The organism is Streptomyces sp. NPDC005752 (assembly GCF_040630715.1).
Taxonomy (GTDB): Bacteria; Actinomycetota; Actinomycetes; order Streptomycetales; family Streptomycetaceae; genus Streptomyces.
Genome location: NZ_JBEXYB010000007.1, coordinates 160368 through 178513 on the forward strand (window position 1 = coordinate 160368; position 18146 = coordinate 178513).

Annotated in this window: 16 protein-coding genes and 2 pseudogenes; 9 read left to right on the forward strand and 9 right to left on the reverse strand. The window is 72.3% G+C overall.

All coding sequences use genetic code 11. The annotated features are described in order from the left end of the window. Positions 1-28 precede the first annotated feature (28 nt). Complete coding sequence (locus ABZ441_RS08720) at positions 29-364, reverse strand: YbaB/EbfC family nucleoid-associated protein (RefSeq protein WP_205019322.1); 336 nt, start codon at positions 362-364, stop codon at positions 29-31. Between the two features lie 357 nt (positions 365-721). On the opposite strand from ABZ441_RS08720, the gene ABZ441_RS08725 reads away from it, so the two are divergent. Next, positions 722-1507, forward strand: a complete 786-nt coding sequence (locus tag ABZ441_RS08725; protein WP_358969839.1) for an SLATT domain-containing protein — start codon at positions 722-724, stop codon at positions 1505-1507. Positions 1508-1547: 40 nt separating this feature from the next. On the opposite strand, the gene ABZ441_RS08730 is transcribed toward ABZ441_RS08725, so the two are convergent. The 3 genes from ABZ441_RS08730 to ABZ441_RS08740 form a co-directional block, all read right to left on the reverse strand. Then, positions 1548-2198: a hypothetical protein gene (locus ABZ441_RS08730; protein WP_358969841.1), complete on the reverse strand. Its 651-nt coding sequence runs from the start codon at positions 2196-2198 to the stop codon at positions 1548-1550. A 99-nt stretch (positions 2199-2297) separates the two neighbouring features. Continuing rightward, positions 2298-3011, reverse strand: a complete 714-nt coding sequence (locus ABZ441_RS08735) for a GntR family transcriptional regulator (protein WP_358969843.1) — start codon at positions 3009-3011, stop codon at positions 2298-2300. A 91-nt stretch (positions 3012-3102) separates the two neighbouring features. Then, positions 3103-4476 (reverse strand): aspartate aminotransferase family protein, encoded by a 1374-nt coding sequence (locus ABZ441_RS08740; protein WP_358969845.1) that lies wholly within the window; start codon positions 4474-4476, stop codon positions 3103-3105. A gap of 173 nt (positions 4477-4649) precedes the next feature. Here ABZ441_RS08740 and ABZ441_RS08745 point away from each other — a divergent pair, with 173 nt between their 5' ends. The 3 genes from ABZ441_RS08745 (at position 4650) to ABZ441_RS08755 (ending at position 7605) form a co-directional block, all read left to right on the forward strand. Next, on the forward strand, positions 4650-5294 hold the full coding sequence (locus ABZ441_RS08745; protein WP_358969847.1) for a DJ-1/PfpI family protein: 645 nt from the start codon (positions 4650-4652) through the stop codon (positions 5292-5294). Then, positions 5291-5785 carry a MarR family winged helix-turn-helix transcriptional regulator gene (locus ABZ441_RS08750; RefSeq protein ID WP_358969849.1) on the forward strand — a complete coding sequence of 165 codons (495 nt, stop codon included), beginning with the start codon at positions 5291-5293 and terminating at the stop codon, positions 5783-5785. The genes ABZ441_RS08745 and ABZ441_RS08750 overlap by 4 nt, the downstream gene beginning before the upstream one ends. 77 nt (positions 5786-5862) lie before the next feature. Further along, positions 5863-7605 carry a serine/threonine-protein kinase gene (locus ABZ441_RS08755; RefSeq protein WP_358969851.1) on the forward strand — a complete coding sequence of 581 codons (1743 nt, stop codon included), beginning with the start codon at positions 5863-5865 and terminating at the stop codon, positions 7603-7605. Between the two features lie 5 nt (positions 7606-7610). Here ABZ441_RS08755 and ABZ441_RS08760 read toward each other — a convergent pair whose 3' ends face one another. After that, on the reverse strand, positions 7611-9053 hold the full coding sequence (locus ABZ441_RS08760) for a helix-turn-helix domain-containing protein (RefSeq protein WP_358969963.1): 1443 nt from the start codon (positions 9051-9053) through the stop codon (positions 7611-7613). A 364-nt stretch (positions 9054-9417) separates the two neighbouring features. Here ABZ441_RS08760 and dnaN point away from each other — a divergent pair, with 364 nt between their 5' ends. After that, positions 9418-10536: a DNA polymerase III subunit beta gene (gene dnaN, locus ABZ441_RS08765; RefSeq protein ID WP_358969853.1), complete on the forward strand. Its 1119-nt coding sequence runs from the start codon at positions 9418-9420 to the stop codon at positions 10534-10536. Positions 10537-10573: 37 nt separating this feature from the next. Here the strand turns inward: dnaN and ABZ441_RS08770 are convergent, their stop codons facing one another. Both ABZ441_RS08770 and ABZ441_RS08775 read right to left on the reverse strand, forming a co-directional pair. Beyond that, positions 10574-11065, reverse strand: coding sequence for a hypothetical protein (locus ABZ441_RS08770; RefSeq protein ID WP_358969855.1), 492 nt, complete (start codon positions 11063-11065; stop codon positions 10574-10576). A 95-nt stretch (positions 11066-11160) separates the two neighbouring features. Continuing rightward, positions 11161-12045, reverse strand: coding sequence for a glycoside hydrolase family 19 protein (locus ABZ441_RS08775; RefSeq protein ID WP_358969857.1), 885 nt, complete (start codon positions 12043-12045; stop codon positions 11161-11163). Between the two features lie 263 nt (positions 12046-12308). Between ABZ441_RS08775 and ABZ441_RS08780 the strand changes: the two are divergent. Both ABZ441_RS08780 and ABZ441_RS08785 read left to right on the forward strand, forming a co-directional pair. Beyond that, positions 12309-12659 (forward strand): annotated as a pseudogene (locus tag ABZ441_RS08780) (phosphate ABC transporter substrate-binding protein); the annotation flags it as partial. Positions 12660-12813: 154 nt separating this feature from the next. After that, the gene (locus ABZ441_RS08785) at positions 12814-14985 is read left to right on the forward strand and encodes a serine/threonine-protein kinase (protein ID WP_358969859.1); all 2172 of its coding nucleotides are present in this window, start codon (positions 12814-12816) and stop codon (positions 14983-14985) included. Positions 14986-15061: 76 nt separating this feature from the next. On the opposite strand, the gene ABZ441_RS08790 is transcribed toward ABZ441_RS08785, so the two are convergent. Further along, entirely contained in the window at positions 15062-16345 is a 1284-nt protein-coding gene (locus tag ABZ441_RS08790; RefSeq protein WP_205018949.1) for an adenylosuccinate synthase, read from the reverse strand. 186 nt (positions 16346-16531) lie between these two features. Here ABZ441_RS08790 and ABZ441_RS08795 point away from each other — a divergent pair, with 186 nt between their 5' ends. Beyond that, positions 16532-17368: a diacylglycerol kinase gene (locus ABZ441_RS08795; RefSeq protein ID WP_358969861.1), complete on the forward strand. Its 837-nt coding sequence runs from the start codon at positions 16532-16534 to the stop codon at positions 17366-17368. Positions 17369-17385: 17 nt separating this feature from the next. Here ABZ441_RS08795 and ABZ441_RS08800 read toward each other — a convergent pair whose 3' ends face one another. Continuing rightward, positions 17386-17895 (reverse strand): MarR family transcriptional regulator, encoded by a 510-nt coding sequence (locus ABZ441_RS08800; RefSeq protein ID WP_358969863.1) that lies wholly within the window; start codon positions 17893-17895, stop codon positions 17386-17388. A 105-nt stretch (positions 17896-18000) separates the two neighbouring features. Here ABZ441_RS08800 and ABZ441_RS08805 point away from each other — a divergent pair. After that, a pseudogene (locus tag ABZ441_RS08805) lies at positions 18001-18123 on the forward strand (ABC transporter ATP-binding protein); the annotation flags it as partial. Positions 18124-18146 lie beyond the last annotated feature (23 nt).

An 18146-nucleotide genomic window follows, 5' to 3' on the forward strand; every position in this document is an offset into this window, starting at 1 on the left:
ATCCGGTACGCCCGGGTAGCCACAGGGGTCAGAACGGGAGACCGGGCATGCCGCCCAGACCCTGAGCCAGCGGGCCGAGCTTCTCCTGCTGGAGCGCCTGCGCGTTCTCGTTCGCCGCCTGGACCGCCGCGACCACGAGGTCGGCGAGCGTCTCGGTGTCCTCCGGGTCCACCGCACCCGGGTCGATCACCAGGCCACGAAGCTCGCCGGAACCGGTGACGGTGGCCTTCACGAGACCACCGCCCGCCTGTCCCTCGACCTCTGTCCTGGCAAGCTCCTCCTGGGCCACGGCAAGATCCTGCTGCATCTTCTGGGCCTGCTGGAGCAGCTGCTGCATGTTGGGCTGGCCACCACCGGGAATCACGGTCACTCCTGGCACTTCGACGACGGATTGTTCGGGTATGCCGAGCCTACGTGTTCGCCGGACGCGGCGCCCCACCCGCTGGGGACCAACTCTTTCGGGTGAGTTCTGAAAAGCACCTGCCGGCCTCCTATACCTGACCAGAGGCCGTACCCACGCGGGAATACCGCGATTTCGACCCCGCGGCCCACCATTCGGCGGTAGGAAGAGCATGCGTCGCCGTACCTGTACGCAGAGCGAAGGTAACGCAGAGTTACCCGGTGGAGCCCCGGTCATATGCCGGATTCCCGCCTTCCAGATCAGGAACCACGCCGGTCCGCGCAGACACGCGCCGGACGCAGAGTGCAGAGGAGTGCCCCGGTGAGTCAGCCGGAGATGCAGCCCGAAGGGCCGCCCCGCAAGGAGTCCGGCGCGGGATCCGGTGCAGGCACCGGAACTGACCAGTCCGGTTCGCGCTACGGTACGGGCCCCCGGGACCTGACCGGCCGCGCCTTCCCCCTCGGCGACTGGGGTGAACCCGCGGAACGGCTCGACGAGCTCTACCGCTGGGTCGAGGCGGGCGCCATGGAGACCGCCGACTGGTATCTGCGCGACCGGGTCCGCAAGCGGCGCACCGCAAGACTGCTCCGGCTCGGCACGGCGGCGGGAGTGGTCTCGGGCGCGGCCCTGCCCCTGCTCGATGTGACCGGGGAACTGCACGGGTCCGCCGGCTGGGGCTACCTGTCGCTGCTGCTGGGCGCCGCCTGCATGGCGTGCGACCGGTACTTCGGGCTCACCTCCGGCTGGATAAGGAACCTCGCGACGGCACAGGCCGTGCAGCGGCGCCTGCAGGTGCTGCAGTTCGACTGGTCCTCCGAGTGCGTCCGTGAGGTGCTCGGGCCGACGGAGGGCACCGCCAGCGAGGCCGCGGAGCGGTGCCTGGGGGTGCTGCGCCGGTTCTCGGAGGACGTCACGGAACTCGTCCGCATGGAGACTGCCGACTGGATGGTGGAGTTCCGGGCCGGGCCCGCGCCCATGGGGATGCAGTCGCTGGTGTCGGGCGGGCCCGGGGGCCGCCCCGAGCCGGGGGCCGCGCCCGGCCGGCTCACCATGCCCGTGGCCCGGCCCAACATGCCGCGCCAGCGGCCGCCGGAGCCGCCCCGCTGAAGCCGGAGAGCGGATCGGCGCCGGCGGCCGGTGCCGCCGGTCAGCTGAAGATGATCATCGATCCCTGCGCGAGGCTGCGGGTGGCCGCCGCGTGCAGGCCCAGCCAGACGTGCCGCTCCCGGGCGAAGGGGCTCTCGTCGTACGGGGCGGGGGCGGCCGGTTCCTCCAGGGAGGTCGGGCCGGCCGGCGGGACCGGGGTGGCCGGCGGGTTGGCCGGGTCGATACCGATGGACGGGGCGACGAACTCCAGCTCCCGCAGCAGGCCGTGGGCGGAACCCAGCGGGCCGCCGCCCGCCAGGAGCTGGTCGTCGGAGAGCGGATGGGGGAAGTCCACCGGGACGTACGCCCCGGCGTGGTCGTAGTGCCAGACCAGGTGCGACTCCTGCGCGCTCTGCTCGAACATCTCCAGCAACTGCTCGTAGTCCCCGCCCAGTTCGTCGACGGGCGTGACGGCAAGCCCGCTCAGCTGGAGCAGGTAGGCGCGGCGCAGGAAGTGCAGTGCGTCGTAGTCGAAGCCCGCGACCGGGGCGACGTCCCCGGTGAGTCCTGGCATGTAGGCGTATACGGGCACGGGCGGCAGCCCCGCCTCGGTCAGCGCCTTGTCGTAGACGGCGATCTCTTCGGCGAAGGGGTTGTCGGGGCTGTGGCACAGCACATCGACGAGGGGGACCAGCCACAGGTCACAGGCCACGAAGTCTCGCTCTCCAACGGGTTCCTGATGGTCGGGACAGCGTAATGCGGCCGGAGCCCCTCGCACAGGGGCGCGGGGTGTCCTCGGGCCGGTACGCGCTCAGCCGTGGCCCGGGTGCGGGGGGTCGCCGGCGGCCAGCCGGTCCGCCCAGCTCAGCCCGTGCGCGTAGTAGGCGTCCAGCACCGCGCGCACGGCGGGTCCGTCGGCGGCCGTGATCGCCTCCACCAGGTCCCGGTGGCCGTTCCACAGCCAGTCGCACACGTCGGAGTCCCCCCGGAGGTAGGGGACGGCGAAGACCCACGCCTGCATCCGGAGCCGCTGCAGGAAGTCACTGATGTAGGTGTTGCCGATGACCGCGCCGAGCTCCCGCCAGAACCGCAGGTCGTAGCCGATGAGGATGTCGAGGTCGCCGCTGCGCGCGGCCCGGGTGGCCTCCTCGGCCCTGCGGCGCACGGAGACGAGCGCGGGCCGGTGGGCGGCGAGCACGGCAGGCGCGGAGCCGGTCCCGTCGAAGATCCCGCGGAACACCCCGTCTATGACCAGGGCGCGCGCCTGCACCATCGACCGGTAGTCGGCGACGGTGAACTCGCGGACCCGGAAGCCGCGGTGCTGGTCGGACTCGAGCAGCCCCTGCGCGGAGAGGTCGAAGAGCGCTTCACGCACGGGCGTCGCGGACACCCCGTACTGCTCGGCGATCTGCTTGACGGTGAACTCCACCCGTGGCTGCATACGCCCCGCAAGGACCTCGTCACGCAGTGCGTCGGCGATCTGCTGCCGCAGCGTACTGCGGGTCACGCCTCCGCCCGCACCCATGACGCCCCCTCCCGTTCTCGGCTTGGGTCACCATAAGCCAGGGCAAGTGACCGGTTCCGGGCACGGGGGAGGGCGTCGTGTCCGGTACCGCCTAGACGGTGTACTCGTCGGCGACCGAGAGGGCCGTGTCGAGGGCCGCGAGACCTTCCTTCGCCTCGGCCTCGGTGATGTTGCAGGCGGGGACGACATGGGTGCGGTTCATGTTGATGAAGGGCCAGAGGCCGTTCTTCTTGCAGGCGGCACCGAAGGCCGCCATCGGGGCGTTGGCCTCGCCGGTCGCGTTGTACGGGACGAGCGGCTCGCGCGTCTCCCTGTCACGCACCAGCTCCAGCGCCCAGAACGCGCCGAGCCCCCGCACCTCGCCGACCGAGGGGTGGCGGCCGGCGAGTTCCCGCAGACCGGGGCCGAGCACGTGCTCGCCGAGGTGTGCGGCGCTCTCGACGGTCTTCTCCTCCTCCATGACCCTGATCGTGGCGACTGCCGCGGCACAGGCCAGCGGGTGCCCGGAGTAGGTGAGCCCGCCGGGGTAGGGGCGGGTCTCGAAGGTCGCTGCGATCTCGGCGCTGATGGCGACACCGCCGAGCGGGACGTAACCGGAGTTGACGCCCTTCGCGAACGTCATCAGGTCGGGCACGACGTCGTGTTGGTCGGCGGCGAACCACTTCCCGGTACGCCCGAACCCGGCCATCACCTCGTCCAGCACGAAGACGATCCCGTACCGGTCGCAGATCTCGCGCACCCCTGCGAGGTAGCCGGGCGGCGGCGTCATGATCCCCGCCGTGCCCGGGATCGTCTCCAGGACCACGGCCGCGACGGTCGCGGGGCCCTCGAAGGCCAGTGTGTCCTCGAGGTGCTGGAGTGCGCGGGCGCACTCCTCGGCCTCGGATCCCGCGTGGAACGGGGAGCGGTAGAGGAACGGCGCCCAGAAGCGGACGACGCCCGCCGAGCCGGTGTCGGAAGCCCAGCGGCGCGGGTCGCCGGTGAGGTTGATCGCGGTGGCGGTGCCTCCGTGGTACGAGCGGTAGGCGGAGAGCACCTTGTGGCGTCCGGTGTGCAGCCGGGCCATGCGGACGGCGTTCTCGACGGCCTCGGCGCCACCGTTGGTGAAGAAGATCTTGTCCAGGTCGCCGGGGGTGCGCTCGGCGATCAGCCGGGCTGCCTCGGAACGCGCCTCGACGGCGAACGCCGGGGCGAACGTGGCGAGTTTCCCGGCCTGTTCCTGGATCGCGGCGACGACGACGGGGTGCTGGTAGCCGATGTTGGTGAAGACGAGACCGCTGGTGAAGTCCAGATAGCGGTTGCCGTCGTAGTCCCAGAAGTACGCCCCCTCGGCGCCGGCGACGGCGAGCGGGTCGATCAGGCCCTGGGCGGACCAGGAGTGGAACACGTGCGCGCGGTCGGCGGCCTTCACGGCCGCGCCCGCTGCGGGGTCGGCGTACGGGGTGCGAGGGGCATCGGGGCTCATGCGGCGAGCGTATGCGGCGTCGGGGCCGTCCTCCATGGCCACTCTGTACGCCATGGGCCGCGCGGCTCGGCAAGGTGTCGGGTTCCCGTCGGAACCGCACCGACCCATTGACAGCACGCTGTCGAAATGACAGTCTTCTGTCATAAGGTACCGTGCTCCGACCGGAGGTCATCATGACCGGCACGACCGTCCACCTGGCCGTCTACGACACCTTCGCCGACTGGGAACCGGGCTACGCCACCGCCCAGCTCACCCGGCACGGCCACACCGTGCGGACCGTCGGCCTCACCGCCGCGCCCGTCACCACCATGGGCGGATCGACCATCCGGCCCGACCTCGCACTGGCCGAACTGCGCCCCGAGGACAGCGGACTGCTGATCCTCACCGGCGCCTCCCTCTGGGACAGCGGCGACGCCCTCGCCCCCTTCGCCCGCGCGGCGCGGACGTTCCTGGACGCCGGTGTCCCCGTGGCGGCGATCTGCGGGGCGACCGCCGGGCTGGCCCGCGAAGGGCTCCTCGACGACCGCCGCCACACGAGCGCCGTGTCGTTCTATCTCGCGGCCACGGGTTACGCGGGCGGCGCACACTACGAGGACGCCGACGCGGTGACGGACGCCGGCACGCGGGCCGACGCGATGACGGACAGCGGTACGCACACCCCTCGCGGCGCTCTCGTCACGGCGGGGCCGACCGAGCCGGTCGCCTTCGCACGCGAGATCTTCGGGCTCCTCGGGGTGTTCGGGCCGGAGAAGCTGGACGCCTGGTACCGGCTCTTCCACGATTCGGACGCGAGCGCCTACGAGGTGCTCGAAGGATGAGTGCCACGAACCCCGCGCACGAGGCGGACCCCGCCCGCTTCAGCCGCACCGCGCTGGGGGTGTTCCGGCTCAACGGCCAGTTCCTGTCCGTCGCCGAGGAGCTGGCCGGCCCCGCCGGCCTCACCGCAGCCCGGTGGCAGGTCCTCGGCGCGGTGCTGACCGAGCCGCTTCCCGTGTCGGGGGTCGCCCGCGCGATGGGGATCACCCGGCAGAGCGTGCAGCGGATCGCCGATCTCCTGGTGGACGGGGGCCTGGCCGAGTACGTCGCGAATCCGGCCCACCGGCGTGCCAAACTGCTCCGCCCCACCGCGGACGGCCGTGCCGCGGTGAGCCGGATCGACCCCGCCCACGCGGAGTTCGCGGCGCGGCTGGCCGGCGTGCTGGGCGATGAGGAGTTCGCGCGGACCGTACAGGTGCTGGAGCGGCTCTCGGCCGCCATGGACACCCTGGCGTCCCCGGCCGGAGCGCCACCGGGGTCCTCCGGGGGCTGAGGTCGGCCTCCCCGGCACGCCCGCCGCTATCCTCGACCCACGGTCCCGCCAGGGCCGCAAGGGGGAGGAAGCGCACCATGGAGAAGCTGGGCTCCGGCGATCCGCAACGCATCGGCAGCTACCGCCTGTTGGGGCGTCTGGGCGCCGGCGGGATGGGCCAGGTGTTCCTGGCCCGCTCGGACCGGGGCCGCACCGTCGCCATCAAGCTGGTCCGCCCCGAGCTCGCCGCTCAGCAGCATTTCCGCGACCGTTTCCGGGCGGAGGTGCAGGCCGCCCGGAAGGTCGGCGGTGCCTGGACCGCGCCGGTGCTCGACGCGGGAGTGGACGCCCCGGTGCCGTGGGTGGCCACCGGTTACGTCGCCGGCCCCTCGCTCGACCGCATCGTCTCGGGCCGTCCGGGCGCTCCGGCGGAGGACTCGGGGGCGCACGGTCCGCTCCCGGAACGCTCCGTGCGCGGTCTGGGAGCCGGGCTCGCCGGGGCGCTCCAGGACATCCACCGCGCCGGACTGATCCACCGTGACCTGAAACCGTCCAACGTCCTCGTGACCATCGACGGGCCACGGGTCATCGACTTCGGCATCGCGCGGGCCCTGGAGACCGCCACCGACGGCGGCCTCACCCGCACCGGCGCCGTGATCGGCTCCCCCGGCTTCATGTCTCCGGAGCAGGTGAGGGGCGACCGCGTGACGACCGCGTGCGACGTGTTCTGCCTCGGCTCGGTGCTGGCGTACGCGGCGACCGGCCGGCTGCCGTTCGGCGCGGCGGACAGCGGGATGCACGCCCTGATGTTCCGGATCGCACAGGAGGACCCGGACCTCACCGGCGTGCCCGCCGACCTGGTCGAGCTGATCCGGGACTGTCTGGCGAAGGACCCGGCCGCGCGGCCCTCCACGGACACCCTCCTGGAGCGGCTGGGCGACACGGACACGGCGGAGCCGTGGCTGCCGGCCGCTCTGATCGCCCAGCTCGGCAGGCACGCGGTGGAGCTGCTTGATTCCGAGGACCCGGAGGAGGGCGGCCCGGAGGAGGGCGGCCCGGAGGAGGCTCCCCGGGCGGCACCGCCCGTGCCGCCCGCATCCGCACGAGCCGCTCCCCCCGCGGCGTCGCGGCCCGCCGCCACGCACGGGCACCCCACGCCGGTGCGCCCCACCCCGCCGACGGCGCGGCGGACCCCGCCACCACCGTCGTACGGCTACCCCCAACGGCCCGCCCCCACCTACGGATACGGCTACGGGCCGACGCCCCCGCACGGCCCGCGGGCCGGCTTCGCCCCGCCGCCACCCGGGCCCCGCCGCGGAGCCGTCTTCACCGTGCTGCTGGTCGCCGTCGCGCTGATCGTCGCGGTGGGGGCCTGCTGGGCGGTCTACTCCTTCATGCGGAACGGGGAGGGCGGCCCCGGTGGCTCCGCGGCGGGCAACACCTCCCCCTCCGGAGCGCACCAGGACGGCACGGGCTCCGACGGCGCCGTCCCTTCCGGATTCCTGGGCGAGTGGTCCGGGAGCGTCGACGGCGGCGCGGGAGCCTCCACCCGCCGGCTCGTCGTCCGGCAGGGCGAGGTGGGCGAGGCCGTACTGTCGCTCACCGCCGAGGGCCCACTCGACGCGGGCGGTTCGTACCGCTGCGTGTTCCGGGCGGACCTGGAGAGCGAACCCGCCTCCGGCGGATCCGTCCGCATCGGGCCCTCGCGGGTCGCCGAAGGCGAACCGATGTCGTCGTGCACTCCCGGAGAGCCCACCGTCCTCACGCTGCTGCCCGACGGAACCCTGCAACGCGAGATCACGGCCACCGGGAAGAGCCTGACGTACACGAAGTCGGGCTGAGCGGCTCACGCCGTGAGGTCCACCGCCCGGAACGCGAGCCACAGGTCGTACCGTGCGCTCGGCGTCTGGAGCAGCGACCGGCTCAACAGGGCCTCCAGCCGGGTGAGCCGCTTGCGCGCACCGGGGACGGAAATGCCCAGTTCCGCTGCGGCCGGGCTCAGTTGCGCCTCGCAGCGAAGCCAGGTCCGCAGGGTCTCCTCACCCATGGGACCGGCCCGACCGAGGAGCCGCAGCTGCTGGGCGGCCCAGTCCTGGACACCGGGGGCGCGCAGAACGGTCTCGAGGTCTCCGGACCCCGCCGCGGGTTCCCCGGGGCGGGGGCGGTGCGGCGCCGGAGCGGCCCTGATCCGGAGCGCCAGGTCGACGGCCGCCTGGTCCGAGACCCGGTTCAGGTCCAGGCCGAGGAGCTCCCCGACGAGCTTCAGACGGGCGGCCAGGGTGTTGCGGTGGATCTTCAGGTGGCGGGTGGCGTGGGAGGAGAACGCCAGCCAGGACGCGACGGTCGCCGAGAGCTCCTGGCTGCCCGGGTCCTGCGAACGGCGCGGCCGATGGCCGATCAGGGGCGCGAGCAGTTCGTCGGCCCACCGCACGCCGGCGGCGCCGACGACCAGCGCGGGCTCCGGGGTGGCGCCGAATCCCGCATGGCGCCCGGGGAGCCCGCGGGCGACGGCCAGGGCGTGGAAGGCCTGCTGGTAGGCGGTCGCCGTGTCGGGCAGCCGCACTTGCTCGCTGACGCCCACGACACAGTCGGCCACGAGAGCGGCGACGGCGGGCCCGAGCGTGTGGCCGCGCGAGTAGCCCTCCGTCCCGTCGTCGTCCGCCGGGGTGATCAGGATCAGATGACGGGCGTAGACCGGGCAGCGCACGATCCAGGTCCGGCCGCCGGAGGCTTCCGTGCAGATCCGGGCCACCTCGTCCCGCTGCCCGCCGGAGCACTCGACGACACAGACGCGCACGGGGTCGGGGAGCTTCGGCCTCAGCGCGCCCGCCACCTGGTGGGCGATGGAGAGCTGACCGGTCATCAGCAGGTGCAGCACCGCCTCCCGCCCCCTCGACTCCGCGAGGTCCACCCGCCGCCGTCTGCGCTCGACGCTCTCCGACGCCCAGGCCAGGGACAGCGGCATCACCGCGTCGGCCATCAGGGTGCTCAGCCCGTCGGGCACCGGCCTCGGCGCCACGAGCGCGAGCACCGGCCCCCGGTCGAGGGGAAGCAGCAGAGCGGCGCACTCCGCGGCGTCGAGGGAGTACGAGCCGGCACCACGGGCCGTCAGTTCCCGCGCCCCCGCGGCGGCGAGCCCCGCGGCTCCGTGCGCCGGCCACCGTGCGTTCCCGGCCACCGACTGGAGCACGGTGCCTTCCCGGTCCAGGATCCCGGCCCAGCCCTCCGCCCGCCGGGCCAGCCTGCGCAGCAGTTCGGGCGACCCGCCGGTACGTGCCAGCCGGTACATCAGAAGCAGGTCGTCGGCCCGTTCCCGCGCACGCACGTGTCCTCCGCTCCCTCCCGGAACCGGAGTGCAGAGTACCGGTCAGGCTGTGCGGTTCGATACCCGTCGCGCGCCCCACTGTGCGAGTTGAATCTCCCGCACGCCACCCCGCCCCTCTAGAGTCCCCAGCGTGTTCCGGGACGTCCGGGAGGCGTCGGGGGACGCCGGGACGTCCCGGATCCGGGGGCCGGAGGGCATGGGGGGGCACCCTGGCGGCACGGCGGCAGCGGCTCACGGGGGTGGTCGCTGTCGTCGGTCCGCGGCGCTGTCAGTGGCACCGCCTAGCGTGGTTCCCGACCTGGTCGCACGCCGGACGAGAGGCCCTGCCGTGGAATTCCGCATGGAACGTGGCGCACTGACCGATGCCGTCTCCCGGGCCGCCCGGGTGCTGCCCGCGCGCTCGCCCGTTCCCGTCCTCGGCGGACTCCTCCTCGACGCGGACACCGGCCGGCTCAGAGTCTCCGGACTGGACTTCGAGGCCTCCGCGCGCGTGGAGGCGGAGGCGCACACCGTCCGGCCGGGAAAGGCGCTGGTCATGGGGCGGCGGCTGCTCGACATCTGCAAGGTGCTGCCCGAGGGCCTTGTGGAATGCGCGGTGGAGGGCTCGCGCCTGACGGTCACGGGGGACGGGGCCCGCTTCGGTCTCTCGGTCCTGCCCCTCGACGACTACCCCGCGCTGCCGCCGCTGCCGGAGGTACGCGGGGCGGTGGACGCCGGGGAGTTCGCCTCGGCGGTGGCGCAGGTGACGGTGGCCGCGGGGCGGGACGACACCCTGCCGACGCTCACCGGCATCCGTCTCGGACTCGACGGCTCGACGATGACGCTGGCGGCCACGGACCGGTACCGCTTCGCGGTGCGCACCCTGCCGTTCAAGGCGACGGAACCGGACGTGACGGCCGATGTCGTGGTGTCCGCCCGCCGGCTGACCGAGATCGCGCGGTCGTTGGGGAGGGGCGGGCAGGTCGACGTCGCCGTGGACGGGGGATCCGTCGGATTCGAGCACGCCGGTACGCGCACGACGGTCCGTCTGCTTGACGGCAGGCTGCCGCGCCACGACAAGCTGTTCGCCATGGCGGATCCCGCGGCCGCGGTGGTGGACCGGGCCCTCCTGGTGGAGGCCGTCAAACGGGTCTCCGTGGTCGCGGACGGCGGCAGTCCACTGCAGATGACGTTCTCTGCCGGGCCCGACGGCTCGGTGCTGCTGCAGGCCGGATTCGAGGACGACGTGGCCTCCCAACGGCTGCCGGCGGTCTTCGACGGCACCACGGAGATGACGGTGGCCTTCAACCCCGCGTACCTGATGGACGCCCTGTCCTCCTTCGAGGACAGGGCGGTCCGGCTGAAGCTGATGGGACCCGGGCAGCGCGCCATGATCACCGGCGGGGAGGACACGGGGGCGGCCACGCACCAGCACCTGCTGATGTCGGTGAAGCCGTCGCTGCTCTGACCTCGTCGGCGGGTGCCTCAGGCCGCGGGTGGACGCCTCACTCCGGGAGCACCGCAGTCTCCCCGACCGCGGCGAGCAGCCAGATGGGGAACTCCGGGTCGGCCTGCCCGACGGCGAGACCGAGCCACCGCGTGCCCCCGGGCACACGCCAGACCTGCATGCTGCCCGCCAGGTTGCAGAGCTGGCCCATCGGCTCCGGGACGGTGCCCGCTCCCGCGTCGTCCCGCTCCAGAAAGGGCCAGAGGTCGACGGTCTCCGGCTCGCCCCACCGCTCGCTCAACGCGGTCGCCAGGCGGCTGAACTCGTCCTCGATCTCCTGCTCGGCGGGTTCGACGAGCTCGGGGGAACGGTCGTCCCAGAAGTCCTGGCTCGCCCGCAGGATCAGCAGATGGTGTCCTGGCCCGCTGCTGCGCCCACCGCCGTCCTCGCTCTCCTGCCCCGCGGGGAAGGGCAGGGTGAGGGCGCTGTCGATCCGCGCGAGACGGTCCGCGGTGGTCGTGGCCGGGGTGCCGTCGCTGTTCGTTTCCATGGTGCGTGATCCTGCCGACCGCACGTCCAGGAAAGCGAATCGGGGGCGCCCCGGCACTTGCCGTGGCGCCCCCTCTCCCCGGGGTGGGGCCGGGTTCAGCAGCTCAGGTTCGAGCCGGGTGTGGTGCCGAGGATCTGGACGAACGCCTGGTACTTGGCGATGCGGCTCTGCACCTGGCCGGGGTTGCCGCCGTTGCATTCGATGCTGCCGTTGATGGACCGGATGGTCTCGCCGAATCCGGCGCCGTTCACGATGGCGTTGTGGGGCGTCATGGTGCCGGGACCGGACTGGGTGTTCCAGTACCAGAGGCCGGTCTTCCAGGCCACGGACGCGTTCTGCTCGACCTGCCAGGGGTTGCCGAGCAGGTCGATGCCGAGCGCGTCACCGGCCGCCTTGTAGTTGAAGTTCCAGCTGAGCTGGATCGGTCCGCGGCCGTAGTAGGCGGCCTGTCCGGCCGGGCAGCCGTACGACTGGCTGGTGTCGCAGTAGTGCGGGTAGTTCGCCGTGTTCTGCTCGACGATGTGCACCAGACCGCCGGTCTCGTGGCTGACGTTGGCGAGGAACGCCGCCGCCTCCTGCTTCTTGACCGTGTCACTGCCGGTGTTGGCGAACCCGGGGTAGGCGCTCAACGCCGCGGTGAGGCCGCTGTACGTGTAGAAGGAGTTCCGGCTCGGGAACATCTGGTTGAACTGGGACTCGCTCACGACGAAGCCCGTGGGGTTCGGCTCCTCCGTACCGCCGGACCCGCAGCTGCCCCGGTCGGCCCAGACGTCGGCCGTGCCCGGCCGCTCGTTCTGGGTCCACCACTTCGCGGACCAGTTGTGCCCGTTGTACGAGGCCGATCCTCCGCCCACGTAGACGGAGGAGGCGTTCCACGCCGGGGCACAGGCGGCGGCCGATGCCGTGGAGGCGGGAAGGACGACGAACATCGCGATGACCGCGCCCAGCGCGGCGATCAGGCTCATGACACGTTTGGCCACGTGATCACTCCTTCGTCGCGACGCCCGCGCCGAGCGTGCGCCGCCATGGGGGGTTACGACCACTCAAGCGTCGATGGTCTGGACCTGTCAAGGTCTAGACCAGAACTCGACCCCTCGAGGATCCTTTCAATTCCCCTTCCGCACAGGCTTGTTGAACGCAGGGCGAACTTCGCCGGAAGCAATCCGCACGCTCTCCCACCTCACTCCCCCCGGCCGTACGGTGACGCCGTCCGGCACACTCACCACGGGGGAGCGCGAGGAACATGGAGTGGTTCAGTCCGGAGAACGTCGTCGCCGTCCTCACCGCCGGCCTGGGCGTCCTCACCTCGGCAGGCGCGCTCTGGTACGAACGCCGGGTCCCGCGTCGCAAGCGCATCGGCTACCGCGTGCAGATGGACACCCCCATCGGCAGCGAGGTCAGCCAGGGCCGGGCCAACGTGCGGCTCGGACTCTTCGACGAGACCCCGGACATGGCCGACGCCACCCTCGTCCTGTTGCGCATCGAGAACGACGGATCGCAGTCGATCGGCGACGAGGACTACACGGCGCGAGGTGAACTCCAGGGCTTGACTGCGGAGTTCACGGGGCGGACGGTCCGCGGGATCGCCGTGACCCATTCGCCGGGGGACTGAACCCGCGGCAGGGCGCGGAGCCTCGGCGGGACACCGTGCCCGTGCGCCCGTCGCGGTCACGTCCGCCGTCGCGTAACGGAACTGCACCACAGCGTGCTGCCCCCGCCCCGGGCACAGTCCTCTGTGCGAGGATCCGATGGTGGATCAGCTGACACATGACGCCCCGTCACACATCGGTCCCTACCGTCTCCTCGCCCGCCTGGGCGCAGGGGGCATGGGTGAGGTGTACCTGGCGCGTTCGGCAGGCGGGCGGACCGTCGCCGTGAAGCTCGTACGCTCCGAACTCGCCACGGAACCCGAGTTCCGCCGGCGCTTCGCCCAGGAGATCGCGGCGGCCCGCCGGGTCGGCGGTCTGTGGACCGCGGCCGTGCTGGACGCGGACACCGACGCCCCGGCGCCCTGGGTCGCCACCGCGTACGTCCCCGGACCGTCCCTGCACGCGGTGCTCGCCGGACGGGCCGAGCCGCTGCCGGAACGCTCGGTGCGCATCCTCGCCCACCGGCTCGCCCAGGCACTGACCGCGGTCCACACCGCCGGGCTGATCCACCGCGACCTCAAACCCGCCAACGTCCTGGTGACCATCGACGGGCCGCGCGTCATCGACTTCGGGATCGCCAGGGCCCTGGACGCGGTGACCGCCGACGGCAAACTGACCCGGACCGGCGCGGTGATCGGGTCACCCGGCTACATGTCCCCGGAGCAGGTGCGCGGCGAGGCGCTCACGCCGGTCAGCGACGTCTTCTCCCTGGGATCGGTGCTGGCGTTCGCCGGTACGCGCCGGCATCCGTTCGGGGCCTCCGAGAGCGGTATGCACGCGGTGATGTACCGGATCGCCCAGGAGCAGCCCGACCTGACCGGCCTCCCGGCCGGCCTGACCGAACTGGTCGGCGCCTGCCTGGCGAAGGCCCCGGCCGACCGCCCGACTCCGGCGGAGGTCGTGGCACGTACGGAGGAGGTGTCCCAGGACACGGAGCCGTGGCTGCCGGGCGGGCTGATCGCCGAGCTCGGCCGTAAGGCCGCCGAACTGCTGGACTCGGAGGGCCCCGGACAGCGCGTTCCCGCGCGGCCCACCGGGCCGCCCCCGGGCGCGACGCCCCCGCCGCCGGCCACGGCGCCCCGCCCGACCGGGATCACGCCTCCGCTCCCGGCAGGTCCGCCGACCCCGCCGCCCTCCGCACCGCCTCGGCAGACCCCTCCGGCGCAGGCGGAGCCGGCCGCGGCTGCGACTCCCACCCCGCCCACCGTGCCGCTTCCCGGCCCCGAGCCGACGCCGTCCCCGCCGTCCGCACCCGCGCAGCTGGGCGTGTTCGGCGCTCCCCTGGCCGCCCCCGCGGGCTCGGGGCCGCAGGCGGGCACCCGGCCCGACGGCCCGCGGCCTGCCGCCGGCCGGCCGCGGCGTACCGCGCTGATCGTCACAGCGACGGTCGCCGCCGTCGCCCTGATCGCGGGCGGGATCACCTACGCGGCCATGAGCGGCAGTTCCGACGACACGGACGGCAAGGAGTCCGCGGCCTCACCGGACCCGACGAAGCGGGACGGAAAGTCGTCCGCAGAACCGGCCGCGGACGACGCCGCGCCCTCGGGAGCCTCCTCGGACCCGTCCGCCGCCGTCGAGGGCGTGATCGGCAAGGAGTACCTGGGCACCTGGGAGGGCGCGGGCAAGGACAGCGAGCAGCGGCCGTACTCCTTCCGCCGGATCACCATCACCCAGGGCGGCGTGGGCGCCGATGTCGCCACGACGTTCAACTCGTTCGACGACGCGCTGTGCAACGGCGCCGCCAAGCTGGTCTCCTTCGACAACCTGATGGTGCTGGAGTCCAGGGCGCTCAGCAGCATCCCCGAGGAAGCCTGCTCCGACGGCGGCCGGCAGACGGTCCGCGCAGCGGGCGACGGCACGCTCATCTGGACGGACGACGACGGTGAGACCGCGGTCCTCAGCAGGAGCGTCGAGAACGCCACTCCCGTCCCCGGCGAGTTCCTCGGGAAGTGGGAGTACGTGGAGACGGGCGGCTCGCCGTCCCCCGACAGCTCGACACTGGAGCTGAGTCAGGGCGCGTACGGAGAGGTCGTCGCCAAGTACACCAGCGACGGGCCCTCGTACCACTGCGAGAAGGAGAGCGTCCTCGTCTACGCGAACAGCAAGGAGCTGCGCCTGGGCCCGCAGGCCGTGACGGCGGCCGAGCCCGAGGACGAGTGCGAGGGCGACGGGACCAGCACGGTGCAGATGAAGGGCGCCGACGGTCTGTCGCTCGCCTGGACGGACTCCGACGAGGAGGACGCGCCGGCCACCTACCGGCGGGCCGGCTGACCCGGGACGCACCCGCGCGTGGGCGCGGCGGCGGCCGGCACTGCCTCGGGCAGGCCGGCCGCCGCCGCGGTGACTCCTACAGGAAGGAGTTGATCTCGATCGTCTCGGTGCGGCCGGGGCCGACACCGATCGCGGAGATCGGGGCGCCGGACATCTCCTCCAGCGCCTTCACGTACGCCTGCGCGTTCTTCGGCAGGTCACCGAAGGTCTTGGCCTTCGTGATGTCCTCGGACCAGCCCGGCAGCATCTCGTAGACCGGCTTCGCGTGGTGGAAGTCGGTCTGGCTGTAGGGCAGCTCCTCGACGCGCTTGCCGTCGATCTCGTACGCCACGCACACCGGGATCCGCTCCCAGCCGGTCAGCACGTCCAGCTTGGTGAGGAAGAAGTCGGTGAGGCCGTTGACCCGGGTCGCGTACCGCGCGATCGGGGCGTCGAACCAGCCGCAGCGGCGGTCACGGCCGGTGGTGACACCGCGCTCGCCGCCGATCCGGCGCAGCGCCTCGCCGTCCTCGTCGAGAAGTTCCGTCGGGAAGGGTCCGGCACCGACGCGCGTGGTGTAGGCCTTGAGGATGCCGATGACCCGGCTGATCTTCGTCGGGCCCACGCCGGATCCGGTGCAGGCGCCGCCCGCGGTCGGGTTCGACGAGGTGACGAAGGGGTAGGTGCCGTGGTCGACGTCCAGCAGAGTGCCCTGGCCACCCTCGAAGAGGACGACCTTGCCCTCGTCGATGGCGTCGTTCAGGATCAGCGTCGTGTCGGCGACGTACGGCTTGATCTGCTCCGCGTACTGGAGCATCTCCTCCACGATCTTGCCGGCCTCGATCGCGCGCCGGTTGAAGACCTTGGCGAGGAGCTGGTTCTTCTGCTCCAGCGCCGCCTCGACCTTCTGCTCCAGGATCGACTCGTCGTAGAGGTCCTGGACGCGGATGCCCACCCGGTTGATCTTGTCGGCGTAGGTCGGGCCGATGCCCCGGCCGGTCGTACCGATCTTCCGCTTACCGAGGAAGCGTTCCGTCACCTTGTCGACGGTGACGTTGTACGGAGTGATCAAATGAGCGTTGCCGCTGATCAGGAGCTTGGACGTATCGACGCCCCGCTCGTTCAGACCGCTCAGCTCGGAGAGCAGGACCGCCGGGTCGACGACGACACCGTTACCGATGACCGGGGTACACCCCGGCGACAGGATTCCGGAGGGGAGGAGATGCAGTGCGTACTTCTGGTCGCCTACGACGACCGTGTGGCCGGCATTGTTGCCGCCCTGGTAACGCACCACATAGTCAACGGATCCACCGAGGAGGTCGGTGGCCTTCCCCTTGCCCTCGTCACCCCACTGAGCACCGAGCAGCACAAGTGCGGGCACAGGCGTACACCCCTTCCGGGCGGGGCATGTCCAAGGTCAGGGGGCGTACGTAAAGGTCGTACCTGCCGTACGACGATGTACGGCAAAGCCTGAGCCGTCGAACCGGGTGCCCCGGAATAGACGAAGCCCCTGGCGCAATAGCGCAAGGGGCTCTTGCACCAAGATGCTACCCGAGGAAGGACCGAGGTGTCGGCTGCAGAGCCCCCCGGCGACGGCGACCACCAGCTACTCGTGCTCATCGACCCCCTTGCCCGCCGCTACGACGGCGAGTCCGTGCGCATCGCGAAGGACGTCCTGAGCGCCGGCGCGCACGCCAAGATCTGCTTCGCGGACGGCCCCGACGAGTTCGCCAGGGCCCTGTCCCGGCGCGGCTCCAGACGTCCGGTCGTCGTCGGCGACGACCACGCGCTGCTGCGCGCGGTGTCCCAGCTGCACCGGGAACGCGAGCTCTCCGACAGCGCGCTGTCCCTGATCCCGGTCGGCGCGGACCACTCACTGGAACTCAGCTACGCGCTCGGCGTGCCCCGGGGAGCGGTCGCCGCGGCTCGCACGGTGCTGGACGGGACCGTCCGCCGGATGGATCTGCTGGTCGACGACAGCGACGGGGTGGTCCTCGGCGAGCTGCGCATCCCGGCGGCCAGGCCGTCCCCCGGACCGCCGCACACGGTCTGGGACACCTGCCGCACCCTGGTGGCCTCGCTGGTCCGCCCCGCGCCGCCATCGCCCGCGGGCCCCTCCCGGCCCCACCGGCTGCGGGTCGAGGCGGACGGCGTCCTGCTGAACGACCTGGACCGGCCGGTCGAGGGCGTCGCGGTGACGGCCCAGGGCGACGGCGGCCTGGCCGACGTGGTGATCCACACGGCGGCGGGCGAGACGCACACGGCGGAGGCCAAGGCGGTCACGATCTCCGGCCCGGACTTCCGCTACCGCGCCGACATACAGGTCGCGGGTCCCGTCAGGACCCGCACGTGGACCGTACGGGCGGGTGCGTGGGGGCTGGTGCTTCCTGCGGCGCACGTCTGATCCCGGACCTCACGCCCTCACCCCGACGTCCTGCGGCTCTCCCGCCACCGGCCCAGGACGCCGACCATTTCGGCCTGCATGAACTCGAAGAACTCCGCCGTCTCCACGAGCCGCGCACCCGCCGGGGTGTCCTCACCGAGGGAGCGTGCGCCGTCCCGCAGCGTGCGCTCCCAGCGGGTCAGCACCTGGTCGCGGTTGGCGAAGGCGGCGTACCAGATCTCGTCGTGCAGGCGGTAGCGGTCACGGCGTGAACCGGGGTCCCGTTCACGGCCGACCATGCTGACCTGGCTGAGGTGGTTGATCGCCCCTGACACGGCGGCCGGGCTGATCCGGAGTTGCCTGCCGAGGTCCGCCGAGGTCATGGAGCCGTCGTCGGCGGCGAGGAGCGACGCGAAGACTCTCGCGGCCATCCGCTGCATCCCGGCCTCCGTCATCTCGGCCGCGAAGCGCTCGACGAAGCGGGATACCGCGTCCTCGTCGCGCCCGCCCTCCCCCGTCGCCCCGGGTCCATCGGTCAAGCCGGTCATGTCTTCCGCCGCCTCCTCCGCTCCGATCACGAGCCGACTTTACAGGCTTCCTTAATTTCATAACTTTGTGAGACTCGCGTACTTCCGGGAAACACGACGCAGGAAATCACCGTGGCCGGACTGCACAAGTCGTCCGGGCGGACGCGCGCGCCGGACGGCCTCGACCTCGCCGTCGAGGAGGGCGAGGTCCACGGTTTCCTCGGTCCCGACGGCGCCGGGACGCTTCGATGGGCACGGCAGGGACCCTCGGG